The following is an 18,109-nucleotide window of genomic DNA, read 5'->3' on the forward strand; positions in this document are numbered from 1 at the left end:
CCGCAACGTCTATGGATCTCTTGGACCAGCTGGCTGACACCTTCTTCAACTGGGAGGAAATGGCCAAAGTCATTCCCGCCCTGCTTATGGTCGGTTTGCCCAACACCCTGATACTGGCTGTGGCCTCCGGCGTCCTGGGTTCCCTGCTGGGGCTGGCGCTTGCCATGATGGGGATCTCCCGCAACGCGGGGGCCCGGTGGGTGGCGCGCATCTATACCGATGTCTTCCGTGGACTCCCTGCCATCCTGGTGATCCTGGTCATCGGTATTGGACTCAGTCCCATCGCCCGGGAAATCACCGGGTCCCGGAACCCGTACCCGCTGGGCATCCTTGCCTTGACGCTCATCGCGGCAGCCTACATCGGTGAAATCTTCCGTTCGGGCATCCAGAGTGTGGAGAAGGGGCAGCTGGAAGCATCCCGGGCACTTGGCTTCAGCTACGGCAGTTCCATGCGCCTGGTGGTGGTGCCGCAGGGCATCCGGCGGGTCCTTCCCGCACTGGTAAACCAGTTCATATCGCTGTTGAAGGATTCCTCCCTGGTGTTCATGCTTGGCCTGGCGGCCTCTGACCGGGAAATCTTCCGCATCGGAAATGACGCCATGGCCAACACGGGCAACCTCTCTCCGCTGGTGGCCGCAGGCGTCCTGTATCTGATCCTGACCGTCCCGCTGACCCACTTCGTGAACTTCATCGACAACCGGCTGCGTACCGGCAAGCCGGAAAAGAAGGAACCGGATGAGCTGGCAGCACCTATCGGCAAGGGGGCACACGCATGACGGAGTTCGCGTCCGGAACCCTGACCGGCAAGAACCTGCACCTGTCCTTCGGGCACAACCATGTTCTCCGCGGCATTGACCTGCACGTGGAGAAGGGCACCACTGCTTCGGTGATCGGTCCTTCCGGATCGGGCAAATCCACCCTGCTGCGCGTGATGAACCGGCTGATCGAACCCGATCAGGGCGACATCCTCCTGGATGGCCGTTCGGTCCTGAAGGACAACCCGGATGAGCTCCGGCAGCGGATCGGCATGGTGTTCCAGCAGTTCAACCTGTTCCCGCACAAGACGGTGGTGGACAACGTGTCCCTGGCCCTGAGGAAGCTGCGTAAGCTGCCACAGGAACAGGCCCGCGCCGAAGCCCTGGAGCAGCTGGACCTGGTGGGCCTGAAGCACAAGGCCGACGCCCGCCCGGCAAACCTCTCCGGAGGCCAGCAGCAGCGCGTCGCGATCGCCCGGGCACTGGCCATGAAGCCGGAAGTCATGTTCTTTGACGAGGCTACGTCCGCACTGGATCCCGAGCTCGTCAAGGGCGTCCTGGCGCTCATGACGGACCTCGCAAAGGGCGGCATGACCATGGTGGTGGTGACGCACGAGATGGGCTTCTCCCGGAATGTCTCGGACACGGTGACATTTATGGACGCCGGCGTGGTGGTGGAGTCTGGTCCTCCGCAGCAGATCTTCAGCGAGCCCCGCACGGACCGCCTGAAGAACTTCCTCTCGGACGTTCTGTAGCTCCTGGTCAATACACAAAGAAATCCCCGGTTGCATCATGCAACCGGGGATTTTTTATGTCCAGCGGGAAAAGAAATGCCCGACGGCGGAATCAGCCTTGTGCGGCTGCTGCCGCCTTTGCTGCGGCCGGAAGTGCGTCGAAGATCCGGTTCATTGCGGCGTCGTCATGCGCGGCGGACAGGAACCAGGCTTCGAAGACCGACGGCGGCAGGTAGACGCCCCACTCCAGCATCGAGTGGAAGAACGGCGCGTAGCGGAAACTCTCCTGCGCCTGGGCATCGGCGTAGTTGTGCACGCCGCGCGCCGAGGTGCCGAAAGCCACGGAGAAAAGGTTCCCGGCGAACTGGATGGAATGGTCCACCCCGGCCGCGTCAAGGGCGCTGGACAGTGCGGAAGAGAGCTCAAGCGAGCGGACATCGATGTACGAGTACACGTCCCGGGTTGCATGGGTCAGGGTGGCAACACCGGCGGCCATCGCCACCGGGTTCCCGGAGAGCGTCCCGGCCTGGTACACCGGGCCGGTGGGGGCAAGGTGGTCCATGATGTCGGCACGTCCGCCGAGGGCCGCCGTCGGCATTCCCCCGCCGATGACCTTGCCGAAGGTGAGCAGGTCCGGCGTCCAGGGTTCAGCGGCGTCCGGCGCGCCACCGGTGAGGCCCCAGTAGCCCGAGTAGCCGGTGCGGAATCCGGTGAGCACCTCGTCCACGATGAGCAGCGCCCCGTGTTCGCGGGTGATGCGGGACAAGCCGAGGTTGAAGCCCTCGTCCGGTGTTACCACACCCATGTTGGCCGGCGCCGCTTCGGTGATGACGGCGGCGATGTTGGGTCCGTGGGCGGCGAATGCTTCCTTTACGGCGGTGAGGTCGTTGTACGGCAGCACCAGGGTCTCGGCAGTGGTGGCCTCGGTGACACCGGCTGAGCCCGGCAGGGCGAGTGTTGCCACGCCCGAACCTGCCGACGCCAGGAGACTGTCCAGGTGCCCGTGGTAGCAGCCTGCAAACTTGACGATCAGGTTGCGGCCGGTGAAGCCGCGGGCCAGCCGGACGGCCGTCATGGTTGCTTCGGTGCCGGTGGAGACCATCCGGAGCCGCTCGACGGCGGGCACCCGTTCCTGGACGATGGCAGCGAGGTTTGCCTCGTCGGGGGTGGAGGCGCCGAAGGACAGGCCGCGGTCCACCGCCGCGTGGACGGCCTCCAGCACGGCGGGGTGTGCGTGGCCCAGCAGTGCCGGCCCCCAGGAACAAACAAGGTCCACGTATTCCTTGCCGTCGGCATCCGTCAGGTACGGTCCCTTGGCGGAAACCATAAAGCGCGGGGTTCCGCCCACGGACCCGAAGGCCCGTACGGGTGAGTTGACTCCGCCCGGCATCAGCTGGCGGGCGCGGTCGAAAAGTGCCTCGTTGCGAGGATTGCTGGAAGTCATGGTTCCCATTCTCTCAGTTGGCCGGCACATCAGGTGCCGAGCAATTCCGCCACACGGGGGGCCACGGCCGTGCCCAGGAGCTCGATGGAGCGCATCATGGCGGAGTGCGGCAGCGGGCCGTTGCTGTACTTGAGGTCGAAGCGGTCCACGCCCAGGTTTTGCTTGAGCTGGACGATCTTCCGGGCCACTGTTTCCGGCGACCCGACGTATAGAGCACCCTCAGGCGCGCACAGGGCGTCGAACTCCCCCCGTCCGGCAGGTCCCCAGCCGCGCTCAGCCCCGAGCTTGTTCCGCAGCTTCAGCCAGTGCGGGAAGAGTTCCTCCCGGGCCTGCTCGTCGGTATCTGCCACATGGCCGGGCGAATGCGTGGCAACCTGCTGCATCGGGTGGCCGTACTTGGCCATGGCTTCCCGGTACAAGTCCACGAGCGGCCGGAACGAGCGCGGCTGCCCGCCGATGATCGCAAAGATGACCGGATAGCCATACTGTGCGCACCGCAGCACTGATTCAGGTGTTCCGCCGACGCCGATCCAGGTGGGCAGCAGGTGGCGTTCCAGGGGCGGGTAGACGCTGAGGCCGGAAAGGGCTGGCCGGGTGCGGCCTTCCCAGTGGACCGGCTTCTGCGCCCGCACCTTGTCGAACAGCTCCAGCTTCTCTTCGAACAGGAGCTCATAGTCGGCGAGGTCCAGCCCGAACAGCGGGAAGGACTCAATGAATGATCCGCGGCCCAGCATCACTTCGGCCCGGCCGTTCGAGAGGGCGTCCACGGTGGAGAAGCGCTGGAAAACCCGGATGGGATCATCCGAACTCAGGACCGTAACTGCGGAGCCAAGGCGGATCCTGGTGGTGCGGGCGGCAGCGGCAGCGAGGAAAACCTCGGGCGCGGATACCGCGTAGTCCTTGCGGTGGTGTTCACCCACACCGAAGGCGTGGAGTCCGACGGCGTCCGCCAGCTCAGCCTGTTCGAGCAGCTGGCGCAGCACCTGGGCATGCGTCTGTGGGCTCCCGTCCCGGTGCTCGCCGACGTCGCCGAACGTGTTCAGCCCGATCAGGATCCGGTCCGCGCCCACCGGGGCCGTGGGAAGGGGCGGGATTTCGCTCATCGGGACTCCTTCAGCCAGCCGGCCAGTTCAGCTGCCCAGTAGGTCAGCACCATGTGCGCGCCGGCCCGGCGTATGCCGAGCACGGATTCGGTGATGGCCGCACGCCGGTCAATCCAGCCGTTCGCGGCGGCAGCCTCGATCATGGCGTACTCCCCGGAGATCTGGTAGGCCGCCACGGGGACCGGGCTCATCGCCGCCACGTCGGCGACGATGTCCAGATAGCTCATGGCCGGCTTCACCATCACTACGTCTGCCCCCTCGGCGAGGTCCAGTTCAACCTCGCGAAGGGCCTCGGTGCGGTTGCCCGCGTCCATCTGGTACGTGCGCCGGTCCCCCTTGAGCTGGGAGTCCACGGCTTCCCGGAAGGGGCCGTAGAAGGCCGAGGCGTACTTGGCGGCGTAGGCAATAACGGAAGTATTGGTGTGCCCTGCCTGGTCCAGGGCGGCGCGGATGGCGGCAACCTGGCCGTCCATCATGCCGGAGGGCCCCAGCATGTGGGCACCGGCGTCGGCCTGTGCCACGGCCATCCGGGCGTAGATCTCGACGGTGCGGTCGTTGTCCACATAACCCTCGGCGTCCAGTACGCCGCAGTGCCCGTGGTCGGTGAACTCGTCCAGGCAAACATCGCTCATGACCACCAGATCGTCACCGACCTCTGACCGGACATCCCGGATCGCCTTGTTCAGGACACCGTCAGGGTCAAGGGAGGCCGTGCCCTCGGCGTCCCGGGTCTCCGGGATGCCGAAGAGCATAATGCCGCCAAGGCCGAGCTCAACGGCTTCTGCCGCCGCCCGCTTGAGCGTCTCCGTGGTGTGCTGGACCACCCCGGGCATCGACGTGATCGGGTTCGGCTCGGTGAGGCCTTCCCGGATGAAGGCCGGGAGGATCAGCTCGGCCGGGGCCAGCCGGGTTTCAGCGGTCAGCCGGCGCATGGCCGGGGTGGTACGCAGGCGGCGGGGGCGTTGGCTCAGAAAAGTCATGGTCCTGTCCTTGGGAATGGTTCGAGGTAGGGGCGGAAGGTCCGGCTGGCGGTTTTCGGGCACGTCAGGGTGGTTGCCGGCCGGCATCTCCAGCGGCGCCAAGGGCCGTTCCCACGGCGGCCACCAGCCCTTGCGGCGTGGGCTCGCCGGCAATAGCTGCCACGGGCAGGCCCAGGGCGGCGGCCTGTTCCGCTGTCGACCTTCCGATGGCCACAAGGCGGCAGCCGTGCAGGGGCGAGAGCGCATGGATGCGCCGGACGGCGCTGGGCGAGGCTGCCACCACAGCGTGGATCCGCCCGGCCGCGATGTCGGCGGCAGCTGCTTCCGGCGGGAGAAGGGAGTACGACGGCGTGCCCCGCCCTGCTCCCCCATCCCCCGGCGGGATGGCCAGCCTGTGCTCCGCTGCCGCCGGATAGTCCACGGTGCGGTAGGCGGCTACAGCCGTGACGGTGCTGCCTGCCGCCGTCAGGCCTTCAGCAAGGCGTGCAGGTGCAATGTCTGCCTGGGGAAGCAGTACCTTGCCTGGGCCGTCGGGCCACACCTCGAGCAGTCCCGAGGCAGACTGTTCGCCCCGGGGCATCAGGTCCACGGGCAGTCCGGCGGCTTCAAGGAGCCGCCGGCAGGCCGGTCCGATCGCAGCGATCCGGGTGGGGCCCGGGATCCATTGGCGCAACGTAAGGCCCCGTTCGGTTGCCTTGGCGGTGAGCACATGGACTGTGGTGGCGCTGCTGATGACCAGCCAGTCGAACGCGCCGGCACCCAGCGCATCGCAGGCCACGTCCAGCGAGTGCTGGTCAGCGGCACGTTCGAAGTCAATCAGCGGCAGCAGGAGGGCCACGGCGCCGGCCTCTTCGAGGGCCGCCACCAGGGCCAGCGAGCGTTCCGGACTGCGGGTGATCAGTACCCGGGCCCCGCTAAGCGGCTTCCCGCTCCCGGACCCGGTTACGGCCTGGGCGGTGCGGTCCGCCATGTTTACCCCTCCCCGCGCAGGGGGTCGTGGACACGGCGGGAAAGCAGTCCCATGGCCGGCTCAGGAAGCCTGCAGGTCTGCGATATCGGCGGCACCTGCGGCCAGGAGGACTTCGGCCAGTTCGATGCCCAGCAGGGTGGCCCCAACTTCCGTGAGACCGTCGGTGGCCCGCTTGTCCCGGACCGAAGCGGTGCCGTCAACGGCACACACAACGGCTTCCAGGTGGAGCATGCTGCCCTTCCGGAAGGCGTAAGCACCCACGGGTGCGGCACAGCCGGCTTCGAGCCGGGCCAGCAGGGCCCGTTCAGCCGTTACCGCAAGCCGGGTGTCCGGATCGTCCAGCGCGGCGAGTGCCTGCGCAAGGACGTCCCGGGAACCCTCCGTGGAGCCCGGCCTGGGCGGGGCGTCGGCTGTACGGCACTCAATGGCGAGGGAACCCTGACCGGCAGCGGGGAGCATAACCTCCGTTTCGAGGTACTCGCTGACGGCGTCCAGCCGGCCGATGCGTTCCAGGCCCGCCGCCGCGAGGACTACGGCATCGAGGTCGCAGGACTTCCCCGGAACCACCTGCTCCGTTACGTTTCCGGGCAGTCCTGGCACCCTGCCCAGGCGGGTGTCCACGTTGCCGCGGATATCCCTGATCTCCAAGTCCGGGCGGGCAGCGCGGAGCTGGGCGGCGCGCCGGGGCGACCCCGTCCCCACGGTGGCTCCGGATGGAAGATCGGCAAGTTTGAGACCGTCGCGGGCGCAGAGGACGTCACGGACGTCCACCCGCTTCGGAGTTGCTGCCAGGCTGAGCCCCACTGCGGCCCCGGTGGGCAGGTCCTTGAGCGAATGGATGGCGACGTCGCACTCGTTGCGCAGCAGCGCATCGCGCAGCGCGGCAACAAAAACGCCGGTGCCGCCCATTTGCGACAACGAGCCGGTGAGGACGTCGCCGTCGGTCCTGATGTGCACGAGTTCCACCGGGAAGCCCCCGACGGCGGCCAGTTGGTCAGCGGTCTGCTGGGTCTGGGTGAGCGCCAGCTTGCTGGCGCGGGTTCCGATGCGTACGGTCACTGCTGCCGCGCTCCCCCGGCCGTGCCTGGTTGAGCCGTGCCTGCCTGTTGTGCCGGCGCTTCGGCCGGATAGGGATCGTGGCCGGTGCCCACGGTGGTGTCCGCCCCTGCGATGGTGGGCTTCTCGCCGCGGAAGTTCGCGCAGCATCCCGGGCGGCAGACGTCGTACCAGGGGCCAAGGGCCGTCACTGCCGGGCGGTCGCTGATGTTGTTGGCCACGGTCCGCTCGGAAATCAGGTCCACCAAGCCGTTGACGAATGTGCGGTGGGTGCCGGGAGTGGGGACGCGGGTGGCTGCGAGTCCCAGGTTGGCGCAGGTTTCCAGGGCTTCCGTGTCCAGGTCCCAGACAACTTCCATATGGTCGCTTACGAAGCCGAGGGGCACAATAACGATGCCTTTGATGCCCTTGCCCGCGAGCTCTTCGATGGCGTCGTTGATGTCCGGTTCGAGCCACGGCACGTGCGGGGCCCCGGAACGGGACTGGTACACCAGCGACCAGGGGGCGGTAAGGCCTGATTCCTCTTCCACCCGCTGGATGACGGCGGCTGCGGTGGCCAGGTGCTGGGCAACGTACGCGGAGCCCTCTTCGAACTCCCGGGGTTCGCCCTCGGACCGGCCTGCCGCATCCGCGTCCCGGGTAGGGATGGAGTGGGTGGCGAACAGGATCTGGACGGGCGCGTCGGGTGTGCCCGCGGCTGCCAGCTTTTCCCGGACCTCCGCCAGGCCTGCAGCGGTGCCTTCGATGAAGGGCTCCACAAAGCCGGGGTGGTCGAAGTACTGGCGCACCTTGTCCACTTCCAGCCGGCCGTCCAGTCCGGTCTCGGCCAGTGCCATGCCGATGTCCTCGCGGTACTGGCGGCAGCTGGAGTAACAGGAGTACGCACTCGTGGTGATCATCAGCAGGCGGCGGTGCCCGGCATCGTACGCGTCCTGCAGGGTCTGCGGGATGTACGGTGCCCAGTTGCGGTTGCCCCACAGCACGGGAAGGTTGATGCCGCGGGCGGCGAGCTCGGCTTCAAGGGCTGCCTTCAGCTCGCGGTTCTGCCGGTTGATGGGGCTGATGCCGCCGTTGGCGCGGTAATGGTGGGAAACTTCCTCAAGCCGCTCATCCGGGATGCCGCGGCCGCGGGTGACGTTGCGGAGGAACGGAATCACGTCCTCTTGGCCTTCCGGTCCGCCGAAGGAGGCGAGGAGGACGGCGTCGTAGTTCTTGGGGGCCATGCGGCCGGCTTCCGTAACGGGATTGATGGCAACCGCGTTGGCGGGGTCGCGGGCTTCGAGGGGGCTCATGCCAGCACCTCGGCAACTTCTTCCGGGGAGATGCGGCGACCGGTATAGAAGGGGATCTCCTCCCGGACGTGGTTGCGTGCTTCCGTGGAGCGGAGGTGCCGCATCAGGTCCACCAGGTCCACGAGCTCGGGCGCCTCCAGGCCAAGGATCCACTCCCAGTCGCCCAGGGCGAAGGAAGAGACAGTGTTGGAAATGACCTGGGGAAAGTCCCGGCCCAGCAGGCCGTGGTCGCGGAGCATTTTGCCCCGCTCGGCCTCGGGCAGGATGTACCACTCGTAGGAGCGGACGAACGGGTAGACGCACAGCCATTCTGCCGGTGCGACGCCGCGGGAGTAGGCGGGGGTGTGGTTCTTGGCGAACTCAGCCTCGCGGTGCACGCCCATGGCGGACCAGACAATCTCCGTTCCGGCGAAGAGGGTGCTGCGGCGGATGTCACGGATGGCCTGCTGCAGGGCTTCGGGTTTGGGGCCGTGGAGCCACACCATTACGTCGGCATCCGCCCGCATGGCGGAAACGTCGTAGCTGCCGCGGTGGGTCACGCCCGCCTGGGCCAGCCGCTCCAACAGGGCCTCGAAGTCCGTGGCAGCAGCGGCGCTGCGGATCAGCGCCTCCGAACGCTTGAAGACCGTCCAAAGGGTGAAAAACTGCTCGGCTGATTCTTCGGTTTTAGTGACAGATTCGGCAGAAGTGTGGCTCATGGTTACAAGTTTGCCCCTTCGTACCCGAAAGTCGAAACCAGCGAGTTCTACAGCCCGTAGAAGTGCTCAACGTCACAGCAGCGCCCCGCTCTTCCGGATCCCCGGCAACCCGCCCTAGGGGTTTCGCAGGCGGAAGAAGACCAGGCCGGCGGCGCCGGCCACCCCTACCAGCCCCGAGCCAAGCCACACCAGGGCGCTCTTCGGCTCGGGCTGCGCAGCCAGCACCGCGCTGCTCCGGACGCTGTTGCCGTAGGGGGTTGCAGCGTATGGCGTCCACCCTGGCTGGGTGTGTGGCACGGCGTAAACCGGCACATATCCGCCCTGTCCGCCCACTTCAACCGGCCCGGCTGCGGTGGCTCCATCTGCGGTAGCTTCACCTGCTATAGCTTCACCTGCGGCGGCATCGGCCGCGGGCTGGTCCGCCGTCGTCCTGGCAGGATCCCCGCCCACGGTGGATGCGGCCGGGGCAGGCTGTGCCGGCGTCGTCCCGGCCGCCGCTGCGGATGCTTCCGGGGCAGCAGGGGCGCCGGCACCCGGTGATTCCGGCACCGCCACGGGAGCCGAGGGCGCAGCGCCGGCCGCGGTACGGGAAGGTGCAGGGGAAGACTTCGCAGGAGCCGACGTCGCCGAGCGCGTGGCTGTCGGTGTGCCGGCTGCGGGGACGCTGGAGGTCGGAACCGGGGACACCGTTGGAACCGGGGACGCTGGAGCGGTGGCTGAAGGCGCCGCCGTTGCGGTCGGCTTTTGGGTGGCCCTTACAGCGGGACGGAGGGCAGGCGGGATTGCGGAGGCGGAAGGAGCAGGAACCGGGCTGGGACCGGCGGCCTCCGGGGAATCCCCGTCCTTGCCCTTGTCCGCGGGAGAGTTGCCGTTGAAGTTCTGCCCCTCGCGGTTTTGGCGAGGCCCGCCTTCCCGTGCGGCAGCAGACTGACCCTTCATTGGGGCCACCACCGGGAGGGATTGGGTGTCCACAGCGGGGGCTGCAGGGTCACCGGGACCGGGCACTCCCTCTTTGGCTTGGGACGCCGGAACGCCGGTGGTCAGAACCAGTACCGCTCCGACTGCCGCAGCTGCTGCGCCACGTCGGATCCCCCTCTGGATACCGGTTCGGGGCATGGAAAAATCAGACCTGTTGTGAAGCATAGTCATCGACACTAGCCATGTCGGGTGGCGAAGTGAAAACCAGCCAAGCGCGATACGGCGGCCCAGCGGAGCCCTGTTCCAGCATCACCACGCGGCTGACCAGCGGCGATGGTCAGCCGGCCAGGTTCCGGATTTGCTTCTTCGTGTCGGACACCACTGCGGCGAGTCCGTTCCCGGCCACCCAGCCGCCCACCACGGCCAGTCCGCCCACCGCGCTGCAGGCTTCCCGGATGGCCGTTACCCGTGCGCGGTGTCCGACGGCGGCAAAAGGCAGGGAGCCGCGCCACCGGACAACGTCCCACGCCACAACGTCCTGGCGGCCGATGCCAACGCCAAGCAAGGCCGCTGCGTCCGTAAGCGACGCTGCCAACAGCCCGTCGTCGGTATCGGGTCCGCCGGGCTGGTTGCCGTTATCGTCGACGCGCCCATAGGAGAGCCGGATGACATGCCTGCCGGAGCCGGCTGCCGCCGCCAGCCAGTCCCATTTGCCGGTGGCGTGGGTCAAAGCCTTTGCCTGGATGCCGGGAGTCTGTGGTGCAACGAGGATGCCGGTGCCGCGGGGACAGCGGTCGAGTTCAGGCTTGTCCAGGACCAGGGTGACAAGCTGCACGTCAGGCCCTGAACCGGGCTGCTGTCCGGCAATTGCGGGCACTGCCTTTTCCAGCAGTCCGACGGCGGCCGGGCCGTCCACTGCGACTACCAGCAGGCCGGCGTCGAACGTTTTCCCGGCGGCTTCCACGCGCCATCCTTCGGCTGTCCGGGCCACCGTTGTTGCGCGCCTTCCGGACAGGAGGGTGACGCCCCGGTCCTGGAGATCGTTGACCAGCGCGGTCACCAGGGTGTGCATTCCGCCTTCGAGGCCGGCGACGGCGGAGCCTGCCTTGGCGGGTCCGGCGCTGTTGCGCCGCTGGGCGGCCACGGCGGCAGCCAGGGAGCCATGCTGTCGGAGTCCTGCACGGAGTCCCGGAGCCACCATGTCCACGTCGAGGAGTCCCGGGTCAGCAGAGTGGACGCCTCCCACAACGGGCGCCACCAGCCGTTCAAGGACCCGGCGCCCCATGCGCGCCCGGACGAGGGCGGAGACGCTGACGACGTCCGCGTCCGTGCCGATAGATGCGGGCAGGATCCTGTCGAGGGAGGCGCGAAGCGAGCCGAGCAGCCCGAGGGACCGGCGGACTTCGGGGTCCCAGGGGTTCGCCGGGATCCCCAGCACGCCTGTCTTGGGAAGTTCGCGGGGGCCGTCCGGGAGCTGGACCCAGGCCCCGCCAGGCCTCGGCGCAACAATCCTGTCCGAAAGGCCGAGTTCCCCGGCAAGGCCTGCAACGGCGTCGGACCGCGTGGCGAAGGACTCAGCCCCACTGTCCAGGGTGAGGCCCGCTACAACATGGCTGCCCACGCAGCCGCCCCACTCCCCGCCGGCTTCAAGGACCGTCACCGGGTGCCCGGCAGCGGCCAGTTCCCGGGCTGAGAGGAGACCGGAGATTCCCCCGCCCAGCACCAGCGCGGATGCGGCATCCACCGGGTGAGTCGCCACGAATTACTCCGGCGAGATGGAGTGGATGAGCTCTACAACCCGGGTGAGGACGGCAGGGTCGGTCTCGGGAGGAACGCCGTGGCCCAGGTTGAGGACATGGCCGGGCGCAGCCGCCCCGGCGGCGATAACAGAGCGGACGTGGGCCTCGAGGATCTCCCAGGGGGCGGACAGCAGGGCCGGGTCGATGTTTCCCTGCAACGGGACCGATCCGCCCAACCTGCGGTTGGCTTCGTCCAGGGGCAGGCGGTAGTCAACGCCCACCACATCCACGCCAACGTCCCGCATGGCCACGAGAAGCTCGGAGGTCCCGGTGCCGAAGTGGATGAGCGGAGCACCCAGGTGCCGCACGTGGTCCAAGGCACGCCTCGATGCCGGAGCCACGAACTTTGTGTAGTCGGCCAGGCCCAGCGAACCGGCCCACGAATCGAACAGCTGCCCGGCGGAGGCACCGGCCTCCAGTTGGGCCTGCAGGAACAGGCCGGATGCGTCGGCAGCCCAGTTCGCCAGGGCGCGCCAGGTCTCCGGGTCCGCGTGCATCATGGTGCGCGGACCGAGGTGGTCGCGGGACGGCTTGCCCTCCACCATGTAGGCCGCCAAGGTGAAGGGGGCCCCGGCGAAGCCAATCAGCGGGGTCTTGCCGAGTTCTGCCACCGTGAGGCGGACCGCTTCGCGGATAGGTTCGAGCGCCTCCCAGGTCAGCTGCGGCAGGGCGGCAACGTCCGCGGCAGTCCGCACGGGCTTGTCCAGGACCGGGCCCACTCCGGGGACGATGTCCACCCCCACGCCGGCCAGCTTGAGCGGAATAACAATGTCGGAGAAGAAGATCCCGGCGTCCACGTCATGGCGGCGGACCGGCTGGAGGGTGATCTCCGAAGCGAGCTCGGGCCGCAGGCAGGAATCCAGCATGGCGATGCCTTCGCGGACCTTGAGGTACTCCGGCAGGGAACGCCCGGCCTGCCGCATGAACCAGACCGGTCGGCGGCTCGGCTTTCCGCCGCGGTAGGCCGTGATCAGGGGCGAGTCTGCGGTGCGGCCATCCACCAGTGGATGGTCTGCAGCGAGGGCGCCGGCAGCGGACATGGCAGGGCTGGAAGTCATGCCTTTGATTGTGCCGAAAAACAGCAGCAAAAGATAACGACAGGCTGTCACGGCAGGGGCCGTTTCCCTTGCAGTGTCGGGAATCACAGCCCCGGCCGGCGGCTTCCCGCCCGGGTGGTTGTTCTACCGAGGAACGAAAAAGCTATGATTGGTCTGCTGTGGTTCTTTTTTCATTGGTGGCTACACACGCCGACATCGATCTTGAGACCGTTGCTCAGTTGAGCAACGGTGCCTCCGGGATCGCCACATCCGCTCTCTCCGGATCGCCGGCCGTGACGGGTGCGGTTGTCCTTGCCACCTGCAACCGGTACGAAATCTACGGCGAGGCTTCCCACCCTGACGATGTTGAAGCCGCCCGTGCCGCGCTTGTATCCCAGATCAGTGAAGTCAGCGGACTCAGCGAACCACTGGTCTCCCGCTCCTTTAGCACCCGCACCGGCCCGGAAGTGAGCCAGCACCTCTTTGCCGTCAGCGCCGGGCTGGACTCCGCAGTGGTCGGAGAACGTGAGATCGCGGGCCAGGTACGCCGGGCACTTATAACGGCCCAGCACGAAGGAACTGCCAGCTCCGGGCTCGTCCGTTTATTCCAGGCAGCATCCAAAACGGCGAAGGACGTCGGTGCCCAGACGGCGCTCGGGTCCCGGGGCTTGTCCATCGTGTCGGTGGCACTGGACCTGGCAACTGACCTTTCCGAAAATCCTGACTGGTCGGCCAAAAAGGTAGTGGTCTTCGGTACCGGAGCCTACGCCGGCGCCACCATGGCGCTGCTGCGTGAGCGCGGCTGCACCGATATCTCCGTCTTCTCCTCATCCGGCCGCGCCGAAGGCTTTGTAGCCACCCGCGGCGGCACGGCCCTTGACGCCGAATCGCTCCGTCCCGCCGTCGCTGCCGCGGACGTGATGATCGGCTGCAGCGGCTCGGACACCCGTGTGGAGGCCGATGAACTCGCCCTGGTGCGCGCAGATTCGCCGCAGGCGCTGATTGCCATCGACCTGGCCCTCACCCATGATTTCGACCCCGGCGTGGGCGAGCTGGAAGGCGTTGAGCTGTTGACCCTGGAATCCGTGCGCCTCGCCGCACCGCAGGAACAGGCTGAATCACTGGCCCAGGCAAGCGGCATCGTCAGCGGCGCCGCCAAGGCGTTCGAACAGGAACGCGAGGCCCGCTCCGTGGATTCGGCGATCGTTGCGCTGCGGCGGCACACCATGAACGTCCTGGACGCGGAAATGGAAAAGGTCCGTGCCCGGCACGGCTGCACTGCGGCGGCTGAGGAAGTAGAGTTCGCACTTCGGCGCATGGTTAAGCAGCTGCTTCATGTGCCCACGGTGCGCGCCCGCGAGCTCGCGGCCAATGGCCAGCAGGACGAGTACGTCGCCGCGCTGGAGGCCCTCTACGGCATCACCGTTGAGCAGCCGGCCGCCCGTGCCGTTCCCCAGGCCGAATGCCCGGTGGACCACAAGGGCCTCGAAAGCGCCTGACCAGCCCAACGCCCCATCACGTCCCGCGCCACGCCCCACCACCACCTCCCCTCGTAATCCCACGCTCTCGCACTAGTCCGAAAATGGAGGGGACGTGACCGTGGTCGGTGCGCACTGGTGCACCCGTCATGGTCTGGCGGGTGTTTGTATAAAGGTGGGGTGCGGGTCAGGCTGCGGGTGTGAGGGTGACGGTGTAACCGAGGGCTTCGAGCTGGCGGATGTGGCCGCGCTTTCTGCTCTCGGGGTCGGTGCGGCGGCTGAAGTGGTCCGCGCCGAGGTCGTGGAACTGGGCGTCGGGGTCTTGGAGCAGGTGCCAGATGATGATGAGGATGGACCGTCCGACGGCGACGATGGCGCGTTTCTTGCCCCGGCGCCGGGCGATCCTTCGGTAGCGTTCGCCCAGGAAGGTATCCGTTCTGCCGACTCCGACGGCGGCCTCGCCCAGGACCCGGGCGAGGTAGCGGTTACCGTGTCCGGTGGAGCCGTTGCCCTTCGTTTTTCCTGCGGAGGAGCTGATGCCTGGGGAGAACTTTGCCCAGGAACACAGGTGCCCCTCGGTCGGGAACCGTGACATGTCGGCCCCGATCTCAGCGAGAATAACGGCGGCGGCAATGGGGCCGATGCCCGGGATCTCATCCAGGCGTGCCGCCGCTTCCGCGAAAGGGGCCAGGTTCGCCTCGATCTGTTCATCGACCGCGGCGATGTCGGCGTCGATGCCGTCGATCCGGGCCAGCATCCGGGCCAACAGGAAGCGGTGGTGGTCATCGAAGTGGCCGGTGAAGGCCTCCTCGAGTTCGGTGATCTTCGTCCGCATCCGGGTCCGCGCCATTTGCGCGAGCACGCCGGGGTTCCGTTCGCCTGCGATGAGCGCGGCCATCATTTCCCGCCCGGATACCCCGAAAATGTCCGAAGCGACGACGGAGAGCTTGATGCAGGCGTCTTCGAGTAGTTTTTCGACCCGGTTCTTCTCCGCGGTCCGGGTTCCGACCAGATCGATCCGGTACCGGGTCAGGTCCCGCAGCTGCCGGATTGGGGCGGGCGGGACAAAACTGGGCCTGATCATCTGCCGTTCGGCCACCTTGCAGAGCCACACCGAGTCGAGCACGTCCGTCTTCGGACGCCCCGGCAGGTGCCTGACATCCCGGGCGTTGACCAGCCACGGCTCGAGCCCGTGCGCCTCCAGGAGGTAAAACGCCGGCTTCCAGTAATCGGAGGTCGCCTCCATCACCACCCGCTCGATACGCAGGTCCACCAGATGGTTCGCCAGTTCCGTCAAGGACCGGCTCATCGTCGAATGAGTGGAGACCTCCTGCAGCCGTTTCCTCGGGTTCCCCTCCGCAGGGACCCGGACACAACACACGAGTTCGGCTTTGCCGATATCCAGGGCAGCGACCCTGGCAATGATCTGTTCCTCATCCTGGGTTGCGGCCAACATGGCCTACTCATCTCCTCGCCCGAAATATCCGCCAATAGATAAAGCGGCCGCCCGCGGGGATCACCGGGGGAAATCGGAAATCTAGTCCTCGTTCTCGGCAAAAGAAACAGTGAAGGGCCCACGGCGGGATCCCCGGCGCCCGGCTTAATGACGGCCTGAAAGAACCATAGTGACTACGGCGTCGCAGGCGACCACAGGCACATTTTCAGCCCGGAACGGGCGCCCCGCAAGGGGCATACAGGCTTAATGCGTTATTTCCACCGACGCTCTCTCCCTCTTCTGAAGGAAGGGAGCGAGCGTCGGTTAAAAGCACGCGTTAAGTGAGAGAGCGTCCCGTAAACGGGTGCGGAAGGTGATGGGGCGTTATAGGGGCGCTCCGGCTCCGGCTCCGGCTCCGGCTCCGGCTCCGGGCTTAGTAGACGGGTTTGTTGGGTTCCACCTCGCGCACCCAGGCGAGGATGCCGCCGTCGAGATGGCTGACCCGCTGATAGCCGGCCTTCTGAGCCGCTGCCAGGACGTTTGCCGAACGTGTCCCGGCCTTGCACAGGAACACAATATCCTTGTCCTGCGGCAGCTCCTGCCACGCCTCCCCGGCAAGGATGCGTCCTTGCGGGATAAGCACCGCGCCGTCGATCCTGACGATTTCGAATTCGCCGGGCTCCCGGACGTCCACCAGCTCAAAATCCTTCAGGCCGGCCTTCCGGGACGCGAGCATGGTGGCCAGCTGGGTGGCGGTAACGGTGTGTTCCGTGTCCGCCGGCGCGGGCGTAATGCCGCAGAAGGCCTCATAGTCCGTCAACTCCGTAATCGGCTCCGCTGCCGGATCCTTGGAGACGCGGATTTCCCGCCAGCTGCCGCCCAGGGCGTCGAACAGGGCAACCCTGCCCAGCAGTGAGCGTCCGACGCCGGTGATCAGCTTTACTGCCTCCGTCACCATCAGTGACCCCACGGCAGCGCACAGCATGCCGAACACCCCGCCCTCGCCGCACGAAGGGACAGAGCCTGCGGGCGGCGCCTCAGGGTAGAGGTCACGGTAAGTGGGTCCGTGCTTTTCCCAGAAGACGCTCACCTGCCCGTCGAAACGGAAGATGGAGCCCCAGACGTAGGGCTTGCCCAGGATGGCAGCGGCGTCGTTGACCAGGTAGCGGGTGGCGAAGTTGTCGGCGCCGTCCAGGATCAGGTCGTAGCCGGCAAACAGCTCCAGGGCATTGGAGGCATCGAGCCGGACATTGTGCAGCCGGACGTTGACCAGCGGGTTGAGGGCGGCAATGGCGTCCCGCGCCGAGTCGGTCTTCGGCCGTCCAACGTCGGCCACCCCGTGGATGACCTGGCGCTGCAGGTTGCTGAGGTCAACGGCGTCGTCGTCGATGATCCCCAGTGTTCCCACCCCCGCGGCGGCAAGGTAAAGCAGCGCCGGGGACCCGAGCCCGCCGGCCCCGATCACCAGTACTTTGGCGTTCTTGAGCCTCCGCTGCCCCAGTGCGCCGATCTCGGGAATGATGAGGTGCCGCGAGTAGCGCTCCACCTCGTCAGGTGTGAACTCCCCGGCCGGTTCAACCAGCGCAGGCAGTGAAATAGTCGAAACATTTGCGGTGAATGTCGAAGCCATACTTCAATGTATGCCCCGGGATACCGCCGGGTCATATTACCCCGACGTAGAGTGGGGGTAACTGCAAGGGAAAGAAGGACAACTGTGGTCCATGAAGCACGGACTGGCCGCCCGTCCGCAGCCGAACCGCAAACCGGCTCGCGCCCCGCCGGACAACGGTCCGCCCGGCTTCCCCGGGACGAGAGGCGCGCACAACTTCTTTCCGCAGCACAGGAAGTCTTCGTGGCCAACGGCTATCACGGCGCCGCCATGGACGAAATCGCAGAGACAGCCCACGTCAGCAAACCGGTCCTCTACCAGCACTTCCCCTCGAAGCGGGAACTGTACCTGGCCCTGCTCGAAAGCCACCTGGCATCCCTGACTGACCTGATGCTGGGGGCACTGAACTCCACAACAGACAATGATGAACGAGTGCAGGCCGTTATGCGGGCCTACTTCCAGTTCATTGCCAACGATGACCAGGCCCACCGGCTCGTTTTCGAATCGGACCTCATCAACGATCCGGATGTCAGCGCACGGCTGGAAACGTTCAACCGGACCTTTGCTGATGCCATTGCGCGCGTCATCGCCGAGGACACCAAGCTTCCCCACCTGGAGGCAGAACTGCTGGGCCGCGGACTTGCCGGGATGGCGCAGGTCAGCGCCCGGTACTGGCTTGAAACTGACGGGAACCTGGACCTGGATGTGGCCAGCGACCTCATCTACCGTTTAGCTTGGCGCGGAATCTCTCGCTTCCCCAAAGAGTCCTAGACTACAAATAAGACATAACCCGAGTAACGT

The 18,109-nt window shown here is 66.8% G+C and carries 16 protein-coding genes; 4 read left to right on the forward strand and 12 right to left on the reverse strand.

Annotation, left to right across the window (positions count from 1 at the left end; translation table 11 throughout):
- Positions 1–11 precede the first annotated feature (11 nt).
- Positions 12–776, forward strand: a complete 765-nt coding sequence (locus tag M1D93_RS12760) for an amino acid ABC transporter permease (RefSeq protein ID WP_461171890.1) — start codon at positions 12–14, stop codon at positions 774–776.
- Entirely contained in the window at positions 773–1,510 is a 738-nt protein-coding gene (locus tag M1D93_RS12765) for an amino acid ABC transporter ATP-binding protein (RefSeq protein WP_461171891.1), read from the forward strand. The genes M1D93_RS12760 and M1D93_RS12765 overlap by 4 nt, the downstream gene beginning before the upstream one ends.
- Positions 1,511–1,601: 91 nt before the next feature.
- On the opposite strand, the gene hemL is transcribed toward M1D93_RS12765, so the two are convergent.
- From hemL to hemE, 10 genes are all read right to left on the reverse strand, one after another.
- Positions 1,602–2,933, reverse strand: coding sequence for a glutamate-1-semialdehyde 2,1-aminomutase (gene hemL / locus M1D93_RS12770; protein ID WP_461171892.1), 1,332 nt, complete (start codon positions 2,931–2,933; stop codon positions 1,602–1,604).
- A gap of 29 nt (positions 2,934–2,962) precedes the next feature.
- On the reverse strand, positions 2,963–4,036 hold the full coding sequence (locus tag M1D93_RS12775; protein WP_461171893.1) for an LLM class flavin-dependent oxidoreductase: 1,074 nt from the start codon (positions 4,034–4,036) through the stop codon (positions 2,963–2,965).
- Positions 4,033–5,016 carry a porphobilinogen synthase gene (gene hemB, locus M1D93_RS12780; RefSeq protein ID WP_461171894.1) on the reverse strand — a complete coding sequence of 328 codons (984 nt, stop codon included), beginning with the start codon at positions 5,014–5,016 and terminating at the stop codon, positions 4,033–4,035. Before hemB ends, M1D93_RS12775 begins: the two co-directional genes overlap by 4 nt.
- 64 nt (positions 5,017–5,080) lie before the next feature.
- Positions 5,081–5,986 (reverse strand): uroporphyrinogen-III synthase, encoded by a 906-nt coding sequence (locus M1D93_RS12785; protein ID WP_461171895.1) that lies wholly within the window; start codon positions 5,984–5,986, stop codon positions 5,081–5,083.
- Between the two features lie 60 nt (positions 5,987–6,046).
- Positions 6,047–7,045: a hydroxymethylbilane synthase gene (gene hemC, locus M1D93_RS12790; protein ID WP_461171896.1), complete on the reverse strand. Its 999-nt coding sequence runs from the start codon at positions 7,043–7,045 to the stop codon at positions 6,047–6,049.
- Entirely contained in the window at positions 7,042–8,334 is a 1,293-nt protein-coding gene (locus M1D93_RS12795; RefSeq protein WP_461171897.1) for a ferrochelatase, read from the reverse strand. Before M1D93_RS12795 ends, hemC begins: the two co-directional genes overlap by 4 nt.
- Complete coding sequence (gene hemQ / locus M1D93_RS12800; protein WP_461171898.1) at positions 8,331–9,032, reverse strand: hydrogen peroxide-dependent heme synthase; 702 nt, start codon at positions 9,030–9,032, stop codon at positions 8,331–8,333. Before hemQ ends, M1D93_RS12795 begins: the two co-directional genes overlap by 4 nt.
- 114 nt (positions 9,033–9,146) lie before the next feature.
- On the reverse strand, positions 9,147–10,148 hold the full coding sequence (locus M1D93_RS12805) for a hypothetical protein (RefSeq protein WP_461171899.1): 1,002 nt from the start codon (positions 10,146–10,148) through the stop codon (positions 9,147–9,149).
- Between the two features lie 139 nt (positions 10,149–10,287).
- Positions 10,288–11,709 (reverse strand): protoporphyrinogen oxidase, encoded by a 1,422-nt coding sequence (gene hemG / locus M1D93_RS12810; protein WP_461171900.1) that lies wholly within the window; start codon positions 11,707–11,709, stop codon positions 10,288–10,290.
- A gap of 3 nt (positions 11,710–11,712) precedes the next feature.
- Positions 11,713–12,807 carry a uroporphyrinogen decarboxylase gene (gene hemE / locus M1D93_RS12815; RefSeq protein ID WP_461171901.1) on the reverse strand — a complete coding sequence of 365 codons (1,095 nt, stop codon included), beginning with the start codon at positions 12,805–12,807 and terminating at the stop codon, positions 11,713–11,715.
- Between the two features lie 158 nt (positions 12,808–12,965).
- Here hemE and M1D93_RS12820 point away from each other — a divergent pair, with 158 nt between their 5' ends.
- On the forward strand, positions 12,966–14,285 hold the full coding sequence (locus M1D93_RS12820) for a glutamyl-tRNA reductase (protein WP_461171902.1): 1,320 nt from the start codon (positions 12,966–12,968) through the stop codon (positions 14,283–14,285).
- A gap of 166 nt (positions 14,286–14,451) precedes the next feature.
- On the opposite strand, the gene M1D93_RS12825 is transcribed toward M1D93_RS12820, so the two are convergent.
- A complete protein-coding gene (locus tag M1D93_RS12825; RefSeq protein WP_461171903.1) occupies positions 14,452–15,720 on the reverse strand; it encodes an IS110 family RNA-guided transposase in 1,269 nt (422 codons plus the stop codon).
- 412 nt (positions 15,721–16,132) lie between these two features.
- Positions 16,133–17,329 (reverse strand): molybdopterin-synthase adenylyltransferase MoeB, encoded by a 1,197-nt coding sequence (gene moeB / locus M1D93_RS12830; RefSeq protein ID WP_461171904.1) that lies wholly within the window; start codon positions 17,327–17,329, stop codon positions 16,133–16,135.
- 84 nt (positions 17,330–17,413) lie between these two features.
- Here moeB and M1D93_RS12835 point away from each other — a divergent pair, with 84 nt between their 5' ends.
- Entirely contained in the window at positions 17,414–18,079 is a 666-nt protein-coding gene (locus M1D93_RS12835; RefSeq protein ID WP_461171905.1) for a TetR/AcrR family transcriptional regulator, read from the forward strand.
- Positions 18,080–18,109: the final 30 nt, after the last annotated feature.

This window comes from Arthrobacter sp. Z1-9, from assembly GCF_054792695.1.